The organism is Sphingopyxis sp. 113P3 (assembly GCF_001278035.1).
Lineage (GTDB): Bacteria > Pseudomonadota > Alphaproteobacteria > Sphingomonadales > Sphingomonadaceae > Sphingopyxis.
In genome coordinates, this window is record NZ_CP009452.1 from 379,922 (window position 1) to 401,922 (window position 22,001).

Genomic DNA, 22,001 nt, shown 5'->3' on the forward strand with positions numbered 1-22,001 from the left:
TCAAACGGACGCGCGGTTTGAAGATGGGCTAAAAAGTTCACCGTGATTGAGCAACGCGAAGGAAAAACTAACGCAGCTTGAGCGCTTCCTCCCGGAGGGCTTGATCGTCGATTCCGTGCCGATCTCTTATAAGGGGCCAGATTACAAACTATCTGGTCCTGGGCTGTAACTGAAAAATTCTGCCCATCTGCAACAAACCTACTTTCTGTCTTTGAATGGCTTTTCCGTGGGCTACGCTTACGGATAAGCCTGCCGTTCTGAGGCCCTCTAGAGAACTGTTCCTGACCGCCGCCGGAACGACCTGATGGTGCTGACTGCCATTGTGGCATCGACAACTCCTCTTGGGAGGGCAACTCGACGTGAGAAGCACCCATTTTGCTTCCAAGAGTTAACGATTCCATAGACCAAGCTGGAGTTGCTTTTCCAATTCTCTTCAGACAGGCTTTCTGCGTCGACTTCACCCCGAGGCAAGCCGTGCATATCGAAACCCTAGGGTCGAGACTCAATCACAGCCAGAAGGCGACGGCAGCGGCGAGGCTTACGGCGGATAGGAAGTTGCGGGCGAGCTTGTCGTAACGAGTAGCGATGCGGCGGAAGTCCTTGAGGCGGCAGAACATGGCCTCGACCCGCCAGCGGTCCTTGTAGCGGCGTTCGTCATACTGGATCGGGCGCTTGCGGTTGCGCCGTCCGGGGATCACCGGGATCGTGCCCTGCTCTCGTAAGGCGGCCCTGATGCGGTTCGCGTCGTAGCCACGGTCGGCGATCACCCGCTTCATGCCGATAGTTTCACCGATCAGTAGGTCTGCGCCTTTCACATCAGATGTGTTGCCGGGCGTCAGGACGAGGCGCAGTGGTCTTCCGAGAACATCGACAAGCGCGTGGATCTTCGTTGTCCTGCCTCCACGCGAGATGCCAATGGCATTGGCCCGCGCCCCCCTTTTGCGCCACCGGCAGAGCGGTGAGCCTTGATGTAGCTGCTGTCGATCTGGCCGGTCTCCGCGATCCAGCCTTGCTCGGTCAGCGCCGCCAGGATGCGCGTCCAGATGCCGCGGCGGCTCCACCGGTTCCAGCGATTGTAGACCGTCGTCGAAGGGCCGTATTCGGACGGGCAGTCCGCCCAGCGGCCACCACACTTGAGCATGTGGATGATGCCCGAGATCACCCTGCGATCATCGACCCGCCGCGCTCCGGGCTGGTTCTTCGGCAGGTGGGGCTCGATCGCCCGCCATGCTTCATCCGACAGCCAGAACAACGAACGCGACATCTCCAACAGCCTCCTGCTTCAGTGGAGACTCCCTGAATCAATGTACACGCCGATTTTCAAGAGGCTGATTGAGTTTGGACCCTAAGATTTGACCGCGTGTTAAGCAGCGGGCCTCTCCGGCATCATACAGCCGCGCCGCCTCGCGCTCCGCGCACGTGCCCTCTCGCCCAAGGGACATTTCGCGGGCCGTGGCTGGGCCAACTAACCTTGCCGCCTCCGGGCAATAGCCTTGCCAAAGCCCGGCCGCCCTTCACGAGCAAATAGCTAAGGAGACGCGCGCCTAAAATCGCTGGCGCTTCTCTTGCCCGCAGCGCTGTGCCCTTCAGAAATTGCCGCCGCGACAATTTTCTATACAACCTAAGTTCGATGGCCCCTAAGTCCTGGCGGCACTCTACCTTCAAGTACCGACCTTCCAACGAAAACAGCGGAAAGTCTTCGCGCACCAATTGCGCCGCCCTTGCTAGGCGTTAAGGGTATAAATAGACGTCAGATTGAGTGGAATACGAAGAGGCGAACCGGATGAGGCGTATATACAGACGAGGGCCGCCTGCTTTTCTCTCTTCTGAGATCGTGCTTGCCGAAAAACAGCGCTTACTTGAGTATCTTCGTCGCGAGCCCGTTGAGAAGCGGTCGCGAGCCACAGCACGAATTGGTCATCGCCGGGCGTTGCCTTAGAGATAAAGATCAGATCTCGTTGAGCGGCTTCGCTCATATCCTGAGCTCCGTTCGTTTTTCACTCCGGCCGCTAACTACAGAACACACGTTGGATAGCAGAGGATTGCCGCCGCGCCGCTTAATACGCGCGGTCTGGCTCAAAACCTCCAGGACAAGTGTTAGAACCCGTGCCACCGCCCCTCCTATGCACCAGCTCGGACAAGCGCCGCGGTCTGTGGGTCATAGATGTACCCAGTGATGGTTCCGTCCCTGATCTTCTCGATGGCTTGGTCGATTACAAACAGCGGGACGAGGAACCATTCGCGAGGGATGACGGGATTTCCGAACCTGTCCTTGATCTCGATGTCGAGCCTGGCCGGACCGAGGATGCGATGGATCAGGTTCTCAAGCCGCGTGCGATTGATGTTGAACAGCTCGTAGGTGGCCACAACCTCGACATCGGCCATGAGGAAGGTCGGATCGAGCTTCGCATTGGCAAGGCGGCGCGCAACATCGCCTCCGGTCACGCCGATCTTGTGCAGCACGTTGCGGTGGGCTGCGACCGCAGGATGCTCCGATTTGCTCCGCAGCACATAGACAATGCCGCTGGCCTCGTCGCCTTCCTCATTGTCCTCGGCAAACAGCGGGCCGGCCGCAGGTTCGACGATCCGCCGTCCGGCCGGGTCTTGTTGCAGCGCCTTTTGGAGCGACCGCATGAGCAGATTGCTTTCGGTACCGTTGTCGAAGATCACACGTAGCCGGGCGTCGATATTGCCGTGCTCATTGACGCTCGGTTGCTCCATCGACGCGACATAGGCTTTCTGACCGCCAAGGATGTAAAACCGGCCGGGTGCGATCTCCGACTTGCGTTCGAAGCGGCGGGTTTGCCGCAGACCGGCACCAAGCTCCTTTTGCACCTGTTCGAACAGCGGCTTGAACTCGTCGAAGTCCTCGCATTTCTGGCGGTTGGCGATCTCCTCGGCGGCGCGTTTGTCGGCGGCGGAACGGACATGCCGCAATTGGGTGATATCGCTCGGCTCAGCGTCCACACCGAGCTGCGCCAGAAGCTCATCATCGTCGATGTCGTCGGGCACGCTGACCGAAGCGGGCGCCACATCGGCCAGAAGCCCCTGATGGTCGAGGGGTTCGATCACGGCGCGACACTCGGCCAGCTCGCGCAAGCGATCTAGCCGCACGGCATAAAGCCGCTCGAAAATGTCGCGGTCCTCGCCATGCTGCGGGAAGCGGCCGTGCTGCTCGACGAAACGCTGAATCTCCTCGAAGCCTGCGATGATGCGTTCCTCGCGCGGCGTCCTGCTTGACTCCTTCTTCGCCTCGGCCTCGACGCCAAGCTCGGCCAGAAGAGCATCGTCCTCGTCGGTGAAGCCCTTAGCCACGCGCGGCCTCCGCCTTCATGCGTTGAAGGAAGGCCACCCCCTCGGCCATGCGCTTTTCCCAGGCGTCGACCGAGGTGATCGAAGGCAGCCGGCCGCGCTCTTGCTTGAACTTCAAGGCCCGTTTGGCAAGCTCCCGCGCCTCCTCGATTGTGAGGTTGACGCGTTTGGCCCCGATCACGGCGGCGACTTGCTTTAGGCTTTCCTCGCTCATGGTCTTGGCGAGGATGGCATAGGCTTCGCCGAAGGGGTTGATGCGATCGATCAGGTCGATGTCCAGCTCGCGCACATCCATTGCGTATTTGCGGACGCCCTCGATGAACGCGGTGTTGAGGCTCTTTTCGCCGTCACCCTCGGCTCCCCCAAGCGCGACCTCCTTGGCCTTCTGTGTGAGATTCAGTGCGGCGACGGCGTGCTGGCGCACCGCCTCCTGATCCTCCTCGTCCAGTTCGGGATACTTGTCCTTGATGATTTTTCCCATGCGGAGCTGGGTCAGTTCTTCCGGCACCAGCTCGGGATCGAACAGGCCGCGCTCGATTGTGGTCTTGTCCTGCACGAAGGCGGCGATGACCTCGTTCAGGTCTTGCTGGCAGATGCGTTGTGCCTCCGGGCTCTTCGGCTCGACGAGGCCCTTGATCTCGATCTGGAACTGGCCGGTTTCCTCGTTGAAGCCGACATTGGTCTTGTTGGGGTCGTACCCGCCTTCACCGTAGTCAAAGCCCGGCGTCGGGCCACTCTGCGGATCCTTCGGCTTGAATTCGAAGCGCGGCGCAAGCACCTGTTCCATGAGAAGGCTGGCGGCGATGGCCTTCAGCGTGTCATTGACGGCCTCGGTGACGGCCTCTTCCGATGCATCCGGCTCGGCGATCAGGTTGGTGAAGCGGGCGCGCAGCTTGCCCGGCGCGTCGCGGGTGGCGCGGCCGATGATCTGCACGATCTCGGTGAGGCTCGACCGATAGCCGACCGTCAGCGCGTGCTCGCACCAGATCCAGTCGAAGCCCTCCTTAGCCATGCCGAGCGCGATGATGATGTCCACATGATCGCGGTTGTTCTTTTGCGCCGGGTCCTTCAGCGCGGCGGTCACGCGGTCGCGCTTGGCGGGATCGTCGTCCACCAAGTCGGCGATACGAAGGATGCGGCCGTCGGGAGTCCTGACCAATTGGAAGCCGGTCGCAGGATCACGGCCCTGCCAATCGCCCAACTCGTGGAGGATGTGTTCCACCTCCTTGATCTTGTCTCCCATACTTTCGCGGGAATTGACGTTCGGGATGTGGACGATGGTTTTCTCGGCCGGGTTGAGCACCTTCAGGATGTCGTCCGTATACGGGCCGTTGTAGAAGAAGTAACCGATGTCGAGTTGCTTGAGATATTCGTAGCCGTTGAGCTGTTCGTAGTAGGTGTAGGTGACGGTGTCGAACTTCGACTCGTCCTGCGGGGCGAGCACGGCCTCGGCGTCGCCCCGGAAATAGGAGCCCGTCATCGCCACGATATGCACGCGGTCGCGGGCGATGAACTGGCCGAGATGCAGGCCGAGCTTGTTGTCGGGGTTGGCCGAGACGTGATGGAACTCGTCAACCGCGATCAGCCGGTCGTCGAAGGCTTCCACCCCTAACCTGTCCACGGCGAAGCGGAAGGTGGCATGGGTGCAGACCAGCACCTTGTCGTCGCTTTTCAGGAAAGCCTCGACCGAATTGACCTTGCCGCCGCTGTCCGTGCCAGGGGCGTTACAGAGGTTCCATTTCGGCACGACGGTCCAGTCCGTCCAGAAGCCGAACTTGGACAGCGGCTCGTCGTTGAAGCTCGCGCCGATGGACTTTTCCGGCACCACGATGATTGCCTGTCTCAAGCCCTGATTGTGCAGCTTGTCGAGCGCGATGAACATGAGCGCGCGGCTCTTGCCGGAAGCTGGCGGCGACTTGATGAGAAGGTATTGCTCGCCGCGCTTCTCATAGGCGCGCTCCTGCATCGGCCTCATGCCGAGCGCATTAGCTTTGGTCGAGCTGCCATTGCGCGCATAGGTGACGGAGACAGAGGGGACAGATTTCTTCTCGTCGGTCATGCACGCGCCTCCGCCTTGCTTTTCTTCGCCGCGCCAGGTGAGGCGGCCATTTTGGTATAAAGCTCGAACAGCTTTTCCAGCCGCTCGGTGTCGTTGCGGAACCGGCGGCCGATATAGATGCGCTCAAGCACTTCATCGTTGCGCTCATGGGCGTCGCGCAAATCGGCGGGCATCTTGTCGGGGTCATAGAGGTCGGCGATGGTCGCTGGGAAATGCGCCTCGCGCGCCAGCAGGATGTCCTCCGCGCAACGGGTCAGGTCAGCCTTGTTCTTTTCGGTGAGCGTGGGAACGGGGAAGGTATTCCAGCCGAGCGTGTTGGAATAGCGGAAATCGGTTTTCAGCTTGCCGCAGACGGTGGCGATCCAGACCAAGTGCAGGCGCGAGGCGATCAGCGCCATGCTCCAGAGTGGGGCGTCGTAAAGGGCAAAGGCTTGGTTGGTCGTCACCGCGCTTGCGTGCTTAAGATCAGCAGGAATAAACTCTCGTCGCTCGGAAGACACTGTGGGCACAAGGATCGAGTGCCGAACGGCAACGTTCCGGTCACGATATTGATGAGAGCGGACCGCAAGCTTGTTTAACGACTTGTCGCGACTGGTTGTGCGAGTGTTGTAGACCGCTGCTATCCTGCGGGCGACTTCGGGATCGCTTTCGGCGAGCGGCAAATCGTCGTCATCTATCCAGAGGCAGTAGCGAGAAAGCCCCTTGATAAATTCCTGTGCGCCATAAACAGGGCGGATTAATCTGGACAGGTCGGGTCGACGCGACAAAATCTCTGTCCGGTCCGTGGAGTAGAGTGTGAGATGGTTCCCGTCGCCCGGATAGTTCCCGTAGCTCATCTCCACGAGTTCGGCTAACGGCTTAGTGCGGGGCGTTACTATGAAGTCTTCCGCCGGGACTAAGTAGGCGTTGATGTGATGTGCCTCTCTGATGGCGACCGAGCCGTCAGCCGACAACGAATACAGTTTCCGAAATGGCTTCGGCGTTCTGGAGATCGCGACAATTGCGACGGTCACTCCGGCATTGTGGCTGGCCAGATTGGACCATTTGAAGCTCGTGTGGGCGAAGGCGATTTGGTGACCGGTTTGAAATATGAGCGGCCATAGCAACGGCACCTGCTGGCCTTGGCAAATCGAGTTGGTGGTAACGAAAGCGGCAACGGCGTCCGTATGCTCGCCGTAGTCAGCGGCCTTCATGAACCATCCGGCCACATAGTCGAGAGTCTTCCAACTTGCTGTGCGCCCCTCAAATATCCGAGCTAAATCCTCCTTTTGCTCGGGCAATTGCTCGCGGGAACCCTGATAAGGAGGATTCCCGCAGATATAGGTCTCGCCTCCTTCGTTCTCGAAGTCGATCTGGGATTGATCGAGTGGCGTGTGAAACAGGTCATCGGCCCGATGCTTCACACCTGTCCCGGTCGGCGGGCAAATGCTCAGCCAGTCCAGCCGCAGGGCATTGCCACAGGTGATCCAGTTCTCGGCGTCGAGCGGCAGGAAGTCACGCAGGGCTTCCTTCTGGCCGCGATAAAGCACGTCGCATTGATACTCGGCGATGATGAGGGCGAGGCGCGCGATCTCGGCCGGGAAGCTGCGGAGCTCGATCCCACGGAAGTTTGTCAGCGGGATTTCGCTCCGCCTGTCCGGCTCGCCCCGCCGCTTGTTGATCTCGGCCTCGATCTCCCGCATTTGCTTGTAGGCAATGACAAGAAAGTTGCCCGAGCCGCAGGCCGGATCGAAGACCCTGATCCGCGACATGCGCTTGCGCAGGTTCAACAACATGCGGGGATTGTCGCCGGCCTCGTCGAGCCGCGCCCGCAGGTCGTCGAGGAAAAGCGGATTGAGCACTTTCAGGATGTTCGGGACACTGGTGTAGTGCATCCCGAGCGCGCCGCGCTCCTCGTCATCTGCTACGGCCTGAATCATCGACCCGAAGATGTCCGGGTTGATCTTCTTCCAGTCGAGGCCGCCGATATGGATGAGGTAGGAGCGCGCGATCCGGCTGAAGCGCGGCACGTCCATGGTGCCGGAAAACAGCCCGCCATTCACATAGGGAAACTGATCGGCCCAGCGGGGGGTGTTGGCTGCCTTACGTTCCGCGTCCCTCATGTTCATGGCGCGGAACAAGGTCCCGATCACCTCATGGGTGTTCGACGAGTCCTTGGCGCTCAACTGCTCGACGGTCGAGGTGAACAGGAGCGGCTTGGCGAAGATGTCGGTGTCCTCGGCGAAGAAGCAGAAAATCAGCCGCGCCATGAAGTGATTCATATCGGGGCGGCGCGCGGCCGTGCCCCAGTCTGGGTTGTCCTTCAGAAGCTCGACATAGAGCCGGTTCAGGCGGCTGGTGGCACGGATGTCGAAGGAGCTGTCGCGCACCTGCTTGACGGTGGTGATGCCCGCAAGGGGCAGGAAGAAGCCGAAATGGTCGGGGAAGTCGGCATAGGCGCAGGCGACCGTTTCGCCCGACGCCAAATCCTCGGCCTCGAAGGTATCACCGTCCGTCGCCAGCACGAATTTCGCCTTGGCCCGCGTCGTCGCCGGGCTGGCCTTAAGGGCGGCAAGCGTGCTTGTCACCGCGCCGGGGGCGGCGACGGCGATATGGATATTATTGGTCTGAAGAACGCCGCCAACGTCGGACTTGTTCGACTCACCCTTGCGAAGCCGCTTGAGGGTCGTTTCCTTGTTACCAAAGGCTTGCAGGAAGAGATACGGGAACTCCTCGGGGTCGAACGGCTGCTCGGCAAGCTTCGATATAGCCTCTTCAATCTCGACGGCGTTCATCGTTCCCCCCGCCTTCCGTGGCTGTAGGCCGGAAAGGCTCCACCTTGATCTTCTTGGCCCGTCGCATGACCTCGGCCAGTTCGTAGTCGAGCTGGCGAATCAGCCATTCGCGTGCCGGGGTGCCGAACGCCATTTCCAGCCGGACGGCCATCTCTGGCGAGATGCCAGACCTGGCGTTCAGCAAGTTGCTGAGGGTTTGCCGATCGACACCGAGTATCCTAGCGGCGTCGGTCACACTCAGCCCGTTCTTCTCAATACAGTCCTGCCGGACGCTCGTTCCTGGGTGCATTGCCTGTCGAATCGTCTGGGCCCCTTGAGGTCGACGCTATAGTGATAATCGACACTCGACAAGATGAGTCGGGGCCGCGTCCACAACGGCCGCAGCGCAGCGAAAAGTGACGACGCCGAGGTGAAAGAACTGAAGCCCAGCCGCCGTTACGAGGCCGGGATCGGCACCGCGAGCTGATTTGCGATCGGCGTATAGATGTCGATGTTTGCGCCTGGCGCGCGAACCGACACCAGCAGCGAGTATCGGGCCGAGCGATCCCAGCGCTGCAAGCCGGGCTTCTCTTTCCACCACCCGCTCACCGGGAAAACACCGATGGCATCCCGGTCTGCAAGCGCCGCGGCGCTCCCACGCCAGATGTCTGAGTGGATGGAGCCCCGATCCCGGATCGGTCCGAGCACCCAGTCGTCCCCGCCGGCGGCGCCGCCGATCTGCCCAGCTTCCTCGGCCTCGGCAGCCTTATTGATGCGCTGCCTGAACTGCTGAAGGCTCTCGAGTGAACGCTTCACCGCAAAGCGCAGGGAATGAGAAGCGTAGCGATGCCGGCGGGTCCAGCCGCGTTCCCCGGGGTTGGGTTCAACGAAATAGGACAGCGTCACTCTTAGCTCAACGTCCTGATCGCCGAGAGCGAGGAGCGCGTCCCGAGGCCACGGTAGCTGATGCAAATTCATGTTGCGCGTCTTGATGACGGACCCATCACGACGGAAGGGAAGCAGCGCGTCCTCTACCATCAACGTTGCGTCATCCGCCGCGCTCCACAGCGCACGACCAAGATCGGGAACACCCCAGCCGTACCGGCGCAGCATCGCCATCTTCTGCGCTTGCGATGCTGCCGCATCGAAGCGCTCACGCATCGCCGGCGTCCATTCTGCGGAATGCACCAGCAGCCCCCGCACCGTTTCCGGCCAGAGCTCCGGCCGAGCAGCAATGACGCCCGCCGCCAAATTCGCGCCAAGAGCCGCCGCCGCGCTTGTGTCTCCGAAGGTTTCGAAGAGGCGCATCTGTGGCCGGTAATGAGTGGTGATCAGTTGCAGGTCATCGATTGCCGAGGCCGCATTGATTCCGTCATGCGCAAAGTTGCCACCCTCGAAGACCACGTCCGGGCGGATCGGCCACTGGCGCTCCCAAATTCCGGACGTGCGGCTTGCCGGCGATAGGTCTCCCGCCGGTGCGACGGGATCCCAGCCTACATAGTCCGGGTGCGTGATGGTGATCTTGTCAGTGTAAGCTCCGACGACCAAGGGGTTCCAAGCCTGGGCTGGGCTCTCCACCTCTTCCAGATCGTTGCGATCCGGATAGCCGTCCACCTCGATGTCGCCGCGCAGGTTGCCCGCCGCGAGGACCATCAGGCGACGACGGTCGCCGCCGCCATAGCAAAGCTGGTCGACCGCTGCGGACCACGATGAGGGTCGGCCCCGCGCCAGCCCGACTTCGCTGGTCACTGCCAAGCAGAAGACGCGGCGGCGCCGAGATGCGCGCGCCTCGGCCTTTGTGATGCCCACCTCGGTGATCGCACCGTAGAGCTCCGGATCATTCTGGCCTGCCGGTGGAAGGATCTTCACGGTTTCGAGGCGGTGGCGCAATTCCACGGGCTCAGCATGGCTGAGTGCTGCCTCGATATCGCCGTAGAGAGCAACGCCGGCCATCGCCGTGCCGTGGCCATTCCAGAACGCGCTGTCACCGACACCCCATGCATCGTCATAGGCATGCTGATCAGCCGCTTCCAGGCCGGGCTCCAACAATGGATGGGCCCGGTTCGCTCCGCTGTCGAGGATGCATACTGCCGGCGCGACGGCATCCGGAGCTTCTACCCTGTCGACCAGGTCTTCTGCCCAGTCGGCCTGCTCGATCGGCCGCATTTCCAGGAAAAGCGTGGGCGCGTCCTTTGCTATGCGTAGCTCGGCCACGGCGTCGCTGTTTTCCACCAGCCGCGCCATCGTCTCCTCGGTCGCGAGCGCCAGCACAACATCTCGCTCGGGAAAACTGATCGCATGATCTTTCACAGCGACGTTGAGCCGCTCTGCCACGTGGCGGAAAGTCTCCAGACGCCCATCGCGAATCCAGACCTCCCACCAAGCCGCGCGACCGGCCTCCGGAAACAGCGCCATATCGTCGGTGAACAAGGAACGCACCGCCGCCAGGCGAATGTCCTCGATCCTCGCGACAAGCGCTTCGTTCTTTGGCTTTCCGGATTTGGTGTCCTCATCACGGTAGGCGGTGATCTTCCGGGAAAAGAACTCTGCCGACCGCTCCGGCACAAAGACCGTTGCTGCAACAGTCTCGTCCCCCTCCGCGGTCGGACGGACCGCTACGAGCTCGATAGCCGCGGGCTTGTTCTCCAAACCCTCAACGGCTGCGCGCTCCGCTGCAAGGATCTCGAATTCGAGGTAGAACCCCCGCTCGCCTTCGGCGATTGCCTCATCACGGGCGGCCAGCTTGCGCCGCGCCTCCACCACCGCCGACCCGATGGCCCGCTCGAGCTTTTGGGCGTGCGCCGCTCGCACGCGAGCTGGCGGCAAGCCGCTGATGACCAGTCGTGGTGAAGTGTAGGGTTCTGCTTGGCCGCCCCCTTCGACATGAAAGTGCGGCCGATCGCGCGGTGCTCTGGCCATTTAGCGACGACTACCTCAACTCATGGCGGCCCGGCGCTCCGCCAATGTCGAGAGCAGCGTCAGCGTTTTGATCTCATCTGAATCCGCCAGCACCGCGACTTTCGCCGCCTCGTCGGCGGCTCGGAAGACTTCGGCCTGACTCAGCCCGGTTGTGGCCTCAAGAACTCGTGACCAATCCAGGTCTTTCAGATCGAAGCCGGTCAAATGCGATTCGAGAATCCCGCGCGCGATCTCCGGGTCGGGCAAGCCATAGGTGATGACGTCGTCAAACCGCCGGAAGACTGCCTTGTCGAGCAGCTCAGGATGATTGGTCGCCGCGACAATGAGGCTCGGGCCATCGTCATTCTCCAGGAACTGGAGGAAGGAATTCAGCACACGCCGAATCTCGCCCACGTCGTTGGGGCCAGACCGCTGCGCGCCGATGGCATCGAATTCGTCGAAGAAATAGACGCCGCGTTGAACGGCGATCGCGTCGAATACCATGCGGAGCCGCGTCGCTGTCTCGCCCATCAGTTTACCAATAAGCCCGTCGTACAGGACTGTGAAGAGCGGCAGCTTCAGCTCGCCGGCGAGTGCGGCCGCCGTCATGGTCTTCCCACAACCGGGAGGGCCGACGAGAAGCAGCTTGCGGCGCGGCGTGAGACCCCGCGCTCGCAGGCGCGCCTGTTGGCGCTGCTCGGTGACCACCCGTGCGAGCCGGTCCTCCAGTTCGGGCGCGAGGACCATGCTGCTCAGCCGAATGTCCGAATAGCGCGCCGCGAGGAGGCTGCTGAGCTCGCCCTTGGGCTGAGCCAGCGGGACCGGGCCCGCACCACGTCGCGCGACGGTCGCGCCCTTTCCTTTGGCCGCGTCGATCAGCTCGCGGAGCTCTTGTGCGAGCTTCCCATGTCCCTGACGCGCCTCATGGGCGGCAAGCTGCGTCGCGACGGAGAGGAAACGCTCTTCGTCCCCGTCGATATGGCTTCGCAGCAGTGCAACTATGTGGCGTGCAGTGGACATAATCTCCCTTCGGCGCGACCTGCGGCCGGCGCATCAACATTAACGTTTCACGGCTCTGCTGTATCGAACAAATTTCTACTATCGCGCTCGATCCACAGCGTTCGCTCAGGTGATTCCGGCCGCATCAGTATACCAGATAGGGCTTAACGCTTTCTCTGCCGCCCTCTTCGATTGCCTCTTGACTCTGCGGAGTCTATTGAACAAATGGAGAACATGGTGCCCGTCCCTGTTCAGGAGGTCAAGAACAAGCTTGCTGCCCGAGCCCGCCATAGAGTCTCTGCGCGCGCAAATCGAGAAGATCGGAGGCCGAGGCCAGCGGGCGAAATCGGTGCTCCCGTTCGGAATCGCCGAGCTGGACCATGACTCCCGGGCGGTGGGCTGGCGCGAGGCGCGCTTCATGAAGTCGCCGGCGGCGGCAACGGCGCCATAGCCGGCGCTGCGGCGGCGCTGGTCGGAGCGACCAGGTCCGCAATGGCGGCTCAGGCCAGGAACCGCGCGAACTGCCGCCGAAGGGCCTACGCACTCGCGACATCTATATCCCTGACCTTCACATCGACTCGATCAAGGTCAAGGCGCGGAACTTCCATTGATGGATGTCGACCCGACGGGCGAAGCGCCCACTTGCTACGTGGTACGCCCTTTTCGCCAGGACGGCGCATCGGCGTAGATGCTCACCCCCATCTGGCCGCGCGGGTTTTCGGCCGCCCACGCCAAAACGTCATCAGTCGGGACGACCAGCCTGGTCTGGCCCGTTGGCTCCCAGCAGTTCTTGCCGGACCTCATGTAGAAGTCGCCCACGCCTTCCACGTTGATCCGCCCGCTGCGCGTCCGACGAAGGACGAAAGTGGTCACCTGATAGGTCAAGATGCTGCCATGCGTGCGGCGGACGACTGCTGGCGACCGCTCGGGCTGGGTGCGGTAGTAGTTTTCAATCTCGGCCTCTGTCTGCCGAGCACATGGTGAAAGCTTGCGGTCTGGCACCCCTGATCCTCTTGTTCGAACGCCAACGGCAAATCAGCGCGCTGCCCGGCTACTCTCTGGTCGCGAATACCTTTCGCATCCCATGAATATTGCCGTCTTTGTCCAAATAGCCATCCCTCACGTACCGCACCTGATCGTCGAGGAACGCATCGAAAATCGACGCGATCTCATCCGGTGTGAAGTGAAAGAGCTGAGTCTTACTCTGCGTGTCTGACGCAATCAGCAAACCGTCGGGGACATAGCTATTACCTGAGAGCACGCCGATCACCCGCGCATGCAGCATCTTGTCGGAGATCACCTTCGGGGTACGCCTCTCCGCGTGGCGCGCGGTCAGGTCATGGTTGGTGAAGATGTCACCCGCAGCGCGGCTTACGAATGGCTCGCGCCAATCTGCCTCTGCCTTCGCATGAACCTCGTGCACCTCAAGCGGCGTGTCGCGAAAGCGATCCGTTACCAGCCGGCATTCGATGAGCCGCCGCATGCAGACCGCAGCGACGCCGACCGCCCTTTCGAGCATGTGATAGGGGTTGTGCTCAGTCTGGGCGTCCGTCAGCGCCTCGCCAAGGTGCAGCACGATCCTGCGCTTTTGCTCGGCCAGTTCGTTCTTCCAGGTGTAAGACTGCCACTCCGCGGACCCGATGCTCCCCAGCTTGTCCGCTTCTTCTAAGCGCCTACTTACTTCGTCGTCTCGCACCACGAACCTTTGCCTCATACATCCGCGCTTGGCTTCATCCTACCTACTCAACCATCAGTGCTCCAGGTGGGAGCGGTTTGATGAACGACTTCGCCGAGACAGAGGGATCGAGCCAGTCGGCCCAGGCCTCGCGCTCAAGAATGACGATCTGTCGGTCGTGATACGGTGCAATGTCGGGGCCGGGCTCCATGGTAGAGATTTGTGCGCGTTTTCAAACGCTTGCGCCGAAAAAAGTACCGTCAGAAGCCTCATTTCTCCTGACGATACTTTCAAACTTGGCAGCGATCAATATGGGCAAGGGCCGTCACACGGTCCGGCAGGACCATCATGTACCCACCGATAGTCCTCGAAACGAGCCAAAGGAATTTTGGTGTTATCTCAAGGGCTTATGGCGTACCGCGGCGTAGAAACGGATACCGCCGGATAGTAGAACAAGGCGGGTGCAAACAGGGGGTAAGCCCCGCATTGATCCGGGCACCCTTCCCAGCTAAGCTGTCACAATGCTTTACACTCAGAGCCAGATTCGGGAGCTACTTTCCATTTCAGTGGATGCCCTGCGCACTTGGCGGGATGCGATCCCTGCATTGGCTGCGCATAAGGGTCATGCTCCGAGCTTCACGCCCGGGGACGTTGTCGCGATGGCGATCGTGGCCGAACTGGTCAGAGATTTCGGCGTCCGCGTCGGCACGGTCGGTAGTCGTTTCGATCAACTGTTTAGCACTACTTTGGCAGAAATGTGATTTTTGGGATTCCCAAAAGGAGATTTCCCTGATTCATGGGGAGCCAGCTTTTATGGAGGCTGGCGATGTCAGAGGATTGGCGCAATGATCTTGAGGTTTGGCTGACGCCATTTTTGTCGGCGTTGCGGCACAAGGCGCGGAAGCGTGTGTGCCCGGCCTATATCGCGGGATTGATCGGCCCCGGTGACCGCAAGAGCGTGCAGCCGATGGCGGCTCGTGATGGTGAGTTTGGCTACGACCAACTGCATCATTTCGTCGCGGACGGGGTGTGGGATAGTGCGCCGCTCGAGGCTGTTCTTCTGAAGGAAGCCGATCGTCTGGTTGGAGACGAAGCGGGATATCTGGTCATTGACGATACTGCCTTGCCGAAGAAGGGCCGTCATTCGGTCGGCGTGGCTGCGCAATACGCCTCCTCCCTTGGCAAGACCTCGAACTGCCAATCCCTCGTTTCGGTGACGCTAGCGTCCGGGGAGGTTCCGGTGATGGTGGGCCTGCGGCTCTTTTTGCCTGAAAGCTGGACGGACGACGCCCCCCGCATGGAGCGCGCCCGTGTCCCCCAGGAGCGACAAGTCGCTCGCACAAAGCCGGAGATCGCTATCGAGGAGATCGATCGGGTCATTGCCTCGGGCACTCGGTTCGGCTGCGTTCTAGCCGACGCCGGCTACGGGGCGAGCGGCCCCTTCCGCCAGGCTCTGAGCGAGCGTGGTTTGCGGTGGGCGGTGGGCATGTCACGGCGTCAGAATGTCTATCCGGCAGACACCGGGCTGATCTTTCCCGAGGCAGCAACAGGCAGGCGCCGCAAATATCACGTCCCCGACCGCACCGCCGTTTCTGCCGAAAAGATGCTGGGAGAAGAAAAATGGAAGAAAATCAGCTGGCGACGCGGGACCAAAGGCAAGCTGACCTGTAAATTTGCGGCATGCCGCGTCCGGGTGGCCGATGGCCACAGGCACCGCATGAGTGACGGGCGGGTCCAGGCCATGCCCAGCGAGGAGGAAGTCTGGCTGGTGGGGGAACGGCGCGAAAGCGGAGAGCAAAAATACTATCTCTCGAACTTGCCAGCCGACACGCCGATCAAGGCGCTCGCCGGTGCCATCAAGGCGCGGTGGATCTGCGAGCAGGCGCATCAGCAGCTGAAGGAGGAACTCGGTCTCGACCACTTTGAGGGCCGATCATGGACCGGACTACACCGACACGCGCTGATGACGATGATCGCCTATGCCTTTCTTCAGTCCCGCCGTCTAAGCGCAGCGGGGCGGAAAAAAAAGAAACTCGGGACCGCCGCCGCAACCGACCATGCCTGCCGTCAGGCAGGCGATAATCAACCTCTTCGCAAGACCGCCACCGACGATCTGCCCTCACTGCAATAAACTGGTTACAGCGACCGATCCGAATAATCTGCCAAAGTAGTGTTAGGGAGTGTCGCGGCAAGTCATGGCTCTCGCTGGAAACCTGCGTCGTCCTCATCGAGGCTGATAGCATCCGTCTCGTTGACGCTGGCACGCCGGCGCGTCCGTCGCCCGACGCCTCCACCCTATGCGTTCCTTGTGGGCCCATTGTGTCGCGCTTGCAGACGGCGCTTACGGCTACCGAAGCCGATCTGGCCCAAGGCTATCTGCAGTTCCCCCCCACTGCGATCGGCTCGAAAACAGAACGACGTGGAAGACGAGCATGACCGCCACTGGGCCATCAAAGTTGGCGCCGGAGTGGAAAGACCGATTGGGGCTTACACATCGGCGTTCGCCTGAACTCTACGAGTCAGCCGACGCCGTCAGCGACGTGCCGCATGCGCCGGCCATCCGAGCCGCTCTCACTGAAATGGGCGTATCAGCTATCTTCTGCGTCCAGGGCGTGCCAACTGTCGCGATCCTAGAAACCGAAAATTATGACCGCGCCGCAATACTCGACCTTCACGGTGCACTGTGGAATCAGGGCTTGGCGAGCCTGTTGCTGGTCATCGCCGAAGAGACGCTCAGAGCGTTTTCGCTCGCTCGCACTCCGCTTAGCGATCCAGGCGATGCGTTTGAGGCCCGTTGCCTTATCGATAGCCTAAACCTGACGACCGAAGCCCTGAGATTTCAAAATCTCATTTATGGTGCGGAATCCGGACGTCTCTGGAAGGACTACGGCGAGTATTTCCCTCCAAAGGAACGCATCGATCAGGTACTCCTCGACAATCTGAATGCGTCTCACGACCTGCTGCAGAAGGCCGCGCTTGCCCCAGATGCGGCGCAAGCCCTGCTCATACAAGCGATGTTTATCGCCTATCTGGAAGACCGGGAGATCGTAACGCCCGCTTATTTTTCGGCCGTCTCCGACAGGAGAGCCGAGAGCTTCTCGGCGCTGCTAGAAACGGGCGACGTCGATCTCTTCCGATCCTTTTTCAGAACGCTCCATGCGGATTTCAACGGCGATCTGTTCGTCGCGCCGTGCTCATTTGAGCCCATGGGCGAGGCACCCGAGGTCACGCCCGCCCACCTGTCGATCCTGGCGCGGTTTCGGTCAGGCCGCGAAGAAATGGCGCATTCAGGCCAGCAGCGGTTCTGGGGCTATGACTTCCGCTATATCCCGATCGAACTAGTCAGCGCTGTCTACGATCGCTTCCTAGGTGAGCGCGAGGCTGAACGCCGCGCCAACGGCGCCTATTACACGCCTATGTTCCTCGCCGACACCATCGTTTCCCAAGCTTGGGAGATGTTGCCGGATGCGACACGGACGAACGGAAACTTTCTCGACCCCGCCTGCGGTTCAGGCGTTTTCCTCGTCCGCTCGTTCCAGCGGCTGTGTGAGCACTGGCGCGCCAAACACAAGACGCAGACAATTTCCTGGGAGACGCTGCTGTCCTTGCTGAGCCAAATCCACGGCTGGGACTTAAACGGCGGCGCCGTTCGAGTAGCGGTATTCTCGCTCTACGTCGCCCTCCTTGAGGAGGTGTCGCCACGCGACATCCGTAAACTCATTAGCCGGGGAAAGATCCTCCCCGAACTCTGGGGCAAGACACTTGTCTGCCGCGACTTTTTCGAAGTGTCGCCGGACAGCGCCCAGTACGAGGTCATCATTGGCAATCCGCCATGGACCAGTCGGCGTGGTCCGGCACGTTCGTCCGTGCAGTGGAGCAAGAAGGCGGGGCATCCGATGCCCGGTGGCGAGGACGCTTGGGCATTCAGCTGGAAAGCACTATCGCATCTCGCCGATGGCGGACTGATTGCGTTCCTGTTGCCGGCGATGGGGTTTTTGCACAACCACGCTCAAAACACGGTTGAAGCGCGCGAGGCGTTCTTCCGGAAATCGCAGGTCCGCCGCATCATCAACTTCGCGGATCTCCGATTTCAGCTTTTCGAAAAGGCTCATCGCCCTGCTGCTCTGATCATCTACGGCAGCCCGAAGCCAGATAATTTCCCGTATCGTTTCGATTACTGGGCACCAAAGGCCGACCTCAATCTGCGTATCAAGCGCGTCATCACGCTAAGCAGCGCCGACAAGGCCGCACTGGGTGTAGGTGCGGTCCTGGATAATCCGCTCATCTTCAAGCAGCGCCTTTGGATGCGCGAGCCAGACGCCAAGCTCTTCGGCTACCTCGCGAGGCTACCCAAACTAGGAGCTTTCGTTAGCGACTACGGCAGCTTGAGCCGTCGCCGCGAAGAGCCGGGCGATCGCTGGGTGATCGGGCAAGGGTATCAGCCTTTCAATGAGGACAGCGAAAGCGACGCTCCGCCGCTCGCCAGCGAGTACGTCGGCCGACTACCCGACCTGCCAATCGCTGCCTATTCACGCTTGGCTCAGGCCACAGAAGGCTTGCAGCCGGCTAAGTCATCGACGGTTCGTCGACGCGGATTCGAGGCCGGGTTCAATGGCTCTCGCATCCTTATCCCGAGGGGGGTCGAAACGTCGCAAAACCGCCTTCGGGCCGCTTACTGCGATCAGCCGCTGACCTTCCAACATATCTTACAAGCGATTGTTGTGCCGCACGGCCAGAGCGATCGTGCGAAGGTGCTGACCGCGATACTCAATAGTCGCGTTGCGGTCTGGTACGCTTTTCATGGCACTGCTTCGTTCGGTTCGGATCGACCCGAGGTCCAACAGGCCGACCTGCTACGATTGCCCTTTCCATCGCCCGACGATGTCCCCGATCGGGCTGCCGCCGCTCAAGCCGCCCTTGAGCTGATTGCAATTGTGGACGACGCACGGGAACGCTCCAGCGAACCTTTCTCGATGCAGATCGACGACGGCGCGATCCTTCGAGCAATCGATCGGCTGGCGTACCAGTATTTTTGCCTGTCAGCTGATGAAATCGCGCTGATCGACGATGCTGTCGAAGCGATCCTGCCTGCACTTCAGCCTCATGACGGCTATTACCCGAAGCTGTGGGGCGCACCGGACGAACAGCAACGGGCACAATACGCCTACACATTGGCAGCCAGCCTCCGAGACTGGTTCAAAGGCAAGAAGATCGATGCGCGACTCGTCGCTCGTGGCTCTGACCTAGCGATACTTCGACTGCGCCTGGGCGGCCAGGAGGACTATGCCGAAGATCCGGCTGGCGAGCTCAGCGAAGTGCTCGGACAACTTGCAGCCCACATACACAGGCCCCTCGACGGCAATTTCCAACTAATGCCGGACATGCGCGTCTTCGTCGGTGAATGCCTTTACCTCATTAAGCCTATGCAAATGCGCTTCTGGCTGCGCTCCACTGCGCTCGCCGATGCCGATGGAATAGCGCTCGACCTCCAGCAAGCCGCTGCCCTGCCGCAACAGCGGGGCGCGAACTAATGCTGGTCGGCGATGTGCAGGAATGGGTCGAAAACTTTGTTTCGTTCGATGACCGCTTCCTGGAAAGAATTGCGGCCGCATGGCCAGCCTGCATGGCGGTTCTCCCCGAACAGGCCAGTGAAGACGACATCACTATCAACCTCGTCGATCGCCTCTCTAAGGACGTCGTGGTGCGTCGGCTGTGCCACTGGGTCGAATATCAGTTCGAGCCGTTCGGTCTTGCTGCGGACGGGTCGAAATACAGTAAGGGCATCATCGACATCGCTGTCCTCTTTGACTGGGAACGGGAGCGATATCTGGCCTATGAGTGCAAGCGGTTAAACGTGATCAACGGCGGAAGCCGCAGTTCCTTGGCTACCGTGTATGTCACTCAGGGCATGATGCGATTTCTCACCGAGCAGTACGCCGAGCAGCTGCCGGTGGGCTGTATGCTCGGTTATGTGCTCGACGGCGACTTGCCCTTCGCTCATTCGCGGATTGCAGACGCCATCGGCGGCCATGTTCCCCTCGCGCTCGCTGAAGGACCTACACCTCTTGCCGCGATCGAAAAGATCGAGCGCTTCCGCACAAGGCACACTCGCCCAACCGGATCACAGATCGAACTTCGCCACGCACTATTTTCGAGGGAATCAGCTGCCGCGCCAACCGACTGATGAAAGCGGAGCGCGTGAAGTCCTTACCCTTTAAAGAATTAAGCGAACCTTGTACTGACCCATGAGGTACAAGTGGAAAAATCATGAATGGGCGTGGCTGCCGATCAAAGGCAACCTGACGCGATAAGTCGACAATAAGGGGAAGGCGGAAACATGTTTATTGAGCGACTCAGTCTCACGAATTTCCGTTGCTTCGGACCTAACGAGACAAGCGTCGACCTCACATCCGACCTTACCACATTTGTCGGCATCAATGGCGCGGGGAAGACGGCCCTGATGCAGGCTCTGCAGCGCCTCTTCGGTGTGACCGGCGATCAGCGAAGCCTACGGCGCCAGGATTTCCATGTACCTTCCACCGAGCTTGTCGCGCCCCTTCAGCGAAACTTCGTGCTGGAGGCGATCATTGCTTTTCCGGAACTGGACGCGGACGGAGCCGGCGGCGCGGCGATTCCGGAATTCTTCCACCAGATGGCTGCTGACGAGGCGGGCAAGCTAAAATGCCGCCTGCGTCTTGAGGCGACCTGGACCGATGACGGTTCGCTCGATGGAGTGATTGAACAGAAATATTGGGCGGTCAGGACTTTCGGGCCATTCAACGACACCGATTGCACCGAGCTTAAAGCGGGCGACCGCGCCCGCATCCAGATGATTTACGTGCCGGCGACGCGGGACGGGGCCTCCCAGGTGACTGCCTTTTTGCGCGGCAGGCTGTGGCGCGCCATCAACTGGTCGCAGGGAGTCCGCGACACGTTCGCAGACGCCGGCACTGCCTTGAACGGCGCTTTCGCCGGAGAGCCGGCCGTCGATGTGATTGCCGCAGCGGTGACCCGGCGGTGGCAGGAAGTTTACACAGCCGGGACCGACACGACGCCGGTCTTCCGCCCGCTCGATCTGCGTTTTGAGCATTTCATCCGGAAGGTAGAGGTAGTCTTCCGCCCCGACGAGGCCGGCCGGGAGCGAGCCCTCGATGACCTGAGCGACGGCCAGCGGTCGCTCTTCCATTTGGCGATGACCGCGGCGACACTGGAGGTGGAAGCCGGGATCGTCGCCGATCCTGCTGGGGCCGGTTTCCAAGCTGGCGGCGTTCCGCTGCCGGCTCTCACGCTGATTGCGATCGAGGAGCCCGAGAACAACCTTGCTCCCTTTTATCTCTCCCGCATCATCCGCCAGATTCAGGATCTGACGAAGGCTCCGCAGGCGCAGGCCGTGGTCTCCAGTCATTCGCCAAGCATCCTCGCCCGGGTGGATCCGACGCAGGTCCGCTACTTCCGGCTCGATCCGAACGATCAAACGGCCCGCATTCGCCCGATCAGCCTCCCCGTTGGCGAGGAAGAGGCATCGAAATTCATACGCGAGGCAGTGCGGACCTATCCCGAGCTCTATTTCGCGCGCTTCGTCGTCCTGGGAGAAGGTGCGTCCGAGGAGGTCGTTCTTCCCCGCATCGCCGAAGCGATGGGTCTCGACATCGATCGATCTTTCGTCGCGGTCGTTCCGTTGGGCGGTCGCCATGTGAACCACCTCTGGCGACTGCTGACCGATCTCGACATTCCCTACGCGACGCTGCTGGATCTCGACTGGGGCCGAGCCGGTGGCGGATGGGGGCGTATCAAGACGGCGTGTACGCAATTGCTCGCAAACAACGTCGCGCCTCAGGCTATTTTCGGACAGCACCTCAGTCCACAGGGTCCGGCCGCCAACCTGTTGGCCTTTGACGCTCTGCCGCCAGCGGATTTTGCGCACATTACGCAGTGGGTGCAGTGGCTGCGCCAATTCAACGTCTTCTTCTGCACACCCCTCGACCTCGACTATTCGATGCTGAAGGCCCTCCCGCTCGCCTACCAAATCGTCGAACCCGGCCGCCAAGGGCCCTCGCCTGCAGGGGAGCCGCGCACGGCGGTTCTCGGTGACGACGGTTTGCCTCACCTTTACGCTGCCGACCAGGACGTTTTGATGCGTTGGTATCGCTATCTGTTCCTGGGGCGCGGCAAGCCTAGCACCCACGTTCGGGTGTTGAGTGCACAAGACCCTGCTGCCCTCGCAGCTGCCGCTCCCGAAGAACTGGGCGCACTCCTGACCTCGATTGTCGCTCGTCTTACCCCACCGCCTTCCGCGAGTGCCTGA

Annotated in this window: 15 protein-coding genes and 1 pseudogene; 5 read left to right on the forward strand and 11 right to left on the reverse strand. The window is 60.9% G+C overall.

The annotated features are described in order from the left end of the window. Positions 1–506 precede the first annotated feature (506 nt). The 11 genes and pseudogenes from LH20_RS22660 to LH20_RS24305 all read right to left on the reverse strand — a co-directional run bounded on the left by LH20_RS22660 (position 507) and on the right by LH20_RS24305 (position 13,907). Positions 507–1,264: pseudogene (locus LH20_RS22660) on the reverse strand (IS5 family transposase). 460 nt (positions 1,265–1,724) lie between these two features. Further along, positions 1,725–1,976: a hypothetical protein gene (locus LH20_RS23195; RefSeq protein ID WP_144423486.1), complete on the reverse strand. Its 252-nt coding sequence runs from the start codon at positions 1,974–1,976 to the stop codon at positions 1,725–1,727. Between the two features lie 145 nt (positions 1,977–2,121). After that, complete coding sequence (locus tag LH20_RS01670) at positions 2,122–3,315, reverse strand: GIY-YIG nuclease family protein (protein ID WP_053552729.1); 1,194 nt, start codon at positions 3,313–3,315, stop codon at positions 2,122–2,124. Then, positions 3,308–5,371, reverse strand: a complete 2,064-nt coding sequence (locus LH20_RS01675; RefSeq protein ID WP_053552730.1) for a DEAD/DEAH box helicase — start codon at positions 5,369–5,371, stop codon at positions 3,308–3,310. The genes LH20_RS01670 and LH20_RS01675 overlap by 8 nt, the downstream gene beginning before the upstream one ends. After that, positions 5,368–8,145 carry a class I SAM-dependent DNA methyltransferase gene (locus LH20_RS01680; RefSeq protein WP_053552731.1) on the reverse strand — a complete coding sequence of 926 codons (2,778 nt, stop codon included), beginning with the start codon at positions 8,143–8,145 and terminating at the stop codon, positions 5,368–5,370. The genes LH20_RS01675 and LH20_RS01680 overlap by 4 nt, the downstream gene beginning before the upstream one ends. Further along, positions 8,126–8,434, reverse strand: a complete 309-nt coding sequence (locus LH20_RS01685; protein WP_053552732.1) for a HigA family addiction module antitoxin — start codon at positions 8,432–8,434, stop codon at positions 8,126–8,128. The genes LH20_RS01680 and LH20_RS01685 overlap by 20 nt, the downstream gene beginning before the upstream one ends. 146 nt (positions 8,435–8,580) lie before the next feature. Further along, positions 8,581–11,043 carry a S8 family peptidase gene (locus LH20_RS01690; RefSeq protein WP_053552733.1) on the reverse strand — a complete coding sequence of 821 codons (2,463 nt, stop codon included), beginning with the start codon at positions 11,041–11,043 and terminating at the stop codon, positions 8,581–8,583. Between the two features lie 15 nt (positions 11,044–11,058). Beyond that, positions 11,059–11,769 (reverse strand): AAA family ATPase, encoded by a 711-nt coding sequence (locus LH20_RS01695; protein ID WP_235527078.1) that lies wholly within the window; start codon positions 11,767–11,769, stop codon positions 11,059–11,061. 897 nt (positions 11,770–12,666) lie between these two features. Further along, entirely contained in the window at positions 12,667–13,023 is a 357-nt protein-coding gene (locus tag LH20_RS01705; protein ID WP_053552736.1) for a hypothetical protein, read from the reverse strand. 49 nt (positions 13,024–13,072) lie between these two features. Beyond that, entirely contained in the window at positions 13,073–13,720 is a 648-nt protein-coding gene (locus tag LH20_RS01710; protein ID WP_200905412.1) for a hypothetical protein, read from the reverse strand. Between the two features lie 40 nt (positions 13,721–13,760). Further along, entirely contained in the window at positions 13,761–13,907 is a 147-nt protein-coding gene (locus LH20_RS24305; protein ID WP_323769801.1) for a hypothetical protein, read from the reverse strand. Positions 13,908–14,217: 310 nt separating this feature from the next. On the opposite strand from LH20_RS24305, the gene LH20_RS01715 reads away from it, so the two are divergent. From LH20_RS01715 to LH20_RS01735, 5 genes are all read left to right on the forward strand, one after another. Further along, positions 14,218–14,457: a hypothetical protein gene (locus tag LH20_RS01715; RefSeq protein WP_200905413.1), complete on the forward strand. Its 240-nt coding sequence runs from the start codon at positions 14,218–14,220 to the stop codon at positions 14,455–14,457. A 65-nt stretch (positions 14,458–14,522) separates the two neighbouring features. Further along, positions 14,523–15,827, forward strand: a complete 1,305-nt coding sequence (locus LH20_RS01720) for an IS701 family transposase (RefSeq protein ID WP_053552719.1) — start codon at positions 14,523–14,525, stop codon at positions 15,825–15,827. A gap of 301 nt (positions 15,828–16,128) precedes the next feature. Further along, positions 16,129–19,227 (forward strand): HsdM family class I SAM-dependent methyltransferase, encoded by a 3,099-nt coding sequence (locus tag LH20_RS01725; RefSeq protein WP_053552738.1) that lies wholly within the window; start codon positions 16,129–16,131, stop codon positions 19,225–19,227. Then, positions 19,227–19,880 (forward strand): hypothetical protein, encoded by a 654-nt coding sequence (locus LH20_RS01730; RefSeq protein WP_053552739.1) that lies wholly within the window; start codon positions 19,227–19,229, stop codon positions 19,878–19,880. The genes LH20_RS01725 and LH20_RS01730 overlap by 1 nt, the downstream gene beginning before the upstream one ends. Before the next feature lie 153 nt (positions 19,881–20,033). Continuing rightward, a complete protein-coding gene (locus tag LH20_RS01735; protein ID WP_053552740.1) occupies positions 20,034–22,001 on the forward strand; it encodes an ATP-dependent nuclease in 1,968 nt (655 codons plus the stop codon).

Bases quoted from the DNA above. Each gene is read 5' to 3' on its own strand.
- LH20_RS23195 (WP_144423486.1), bottom strand. From the start codon at position 1,976: ATGAGCGAAGCCGCTCAACGAGATCTGATCTTTATCTCTAAGGCAACG.
- LH20_RS01675 (WP_053552730.1), bottom strand. From the start codon at position 5,371: ATGACCGACGAGAAGAAATCTGTCCCCTCTGTCTCCGTCACCTATGCG.
- LH20_RS01720 (WP_053552719.1), top strand. From the start codon at position 14,523: ATGTCAGAGGATTGGCGCAATGATCTTGAGGTTTGGCTGACGCCATTT.
- LH20_RS01680 (WP_053552731.1), bottom strand. From the start codon at position 8,145: ATGAACGCCGTCGAGATTGAAGAGGCTATATCGAAGCTTGCCGAGCAG.
- LH20_RS01730 (WP_053552739.1), top strand. From the start codon at position 19,227: ATGCTGGTCGGCGATGTGCAGGAATGGGTCGAAAACTTTGTTTCGTTC.
- LH20_RS01685 (WP_053552732.1), bottom strand. From the start codon at position 8,434: ATGCACCCAGGAACGAGCGTCCGGCAGGACTGTATTGAGAAGAACGGG.
- LH20_RS01715 (WP_200905413.1), top strand. From the start codon at position 14,218: ATGCTTTACACTCAGAGCCAGATTCGGGAGCTACTTTCCATTTCAGTG.
- LH20_RS24305 (WP_323769801.1), bottom strand. From the start codon at position 13,907: ATGGAGCCCGGCCCCGACATTGCACCGTATCACGACCGACAGATCGTC.
- LH20_RS01690 (WP_053552733.1), bottom strand. From the start codon at position 11,043: ATGGCCAGAGCACCGCGCGATCGGCCGCACTTTCATGTCGAAGGGGGC.
- LH20_RS01735 (WP_053552740.1), top strand. From the start codon at position 20,034: ATGTTTATTGAGCGACTCAGTCTCACGAATTTCCGTTGCTTCGGACCT.
- LH20_RS01695 (WP_235527078.1), bottom strand. From the start codon at position 11,769: ATGGTCCTCGCGCCCGAACTGGAGGACCGGCTCGCACGGGTGGTCACC.
- LH20_RS01725 (WP_053552738.1), top strand. From the start codon at position 16,129: ATGACCGCCACTGGGCCATCAAAGTTGGCGCCGGAGTGGAAAGACCGA.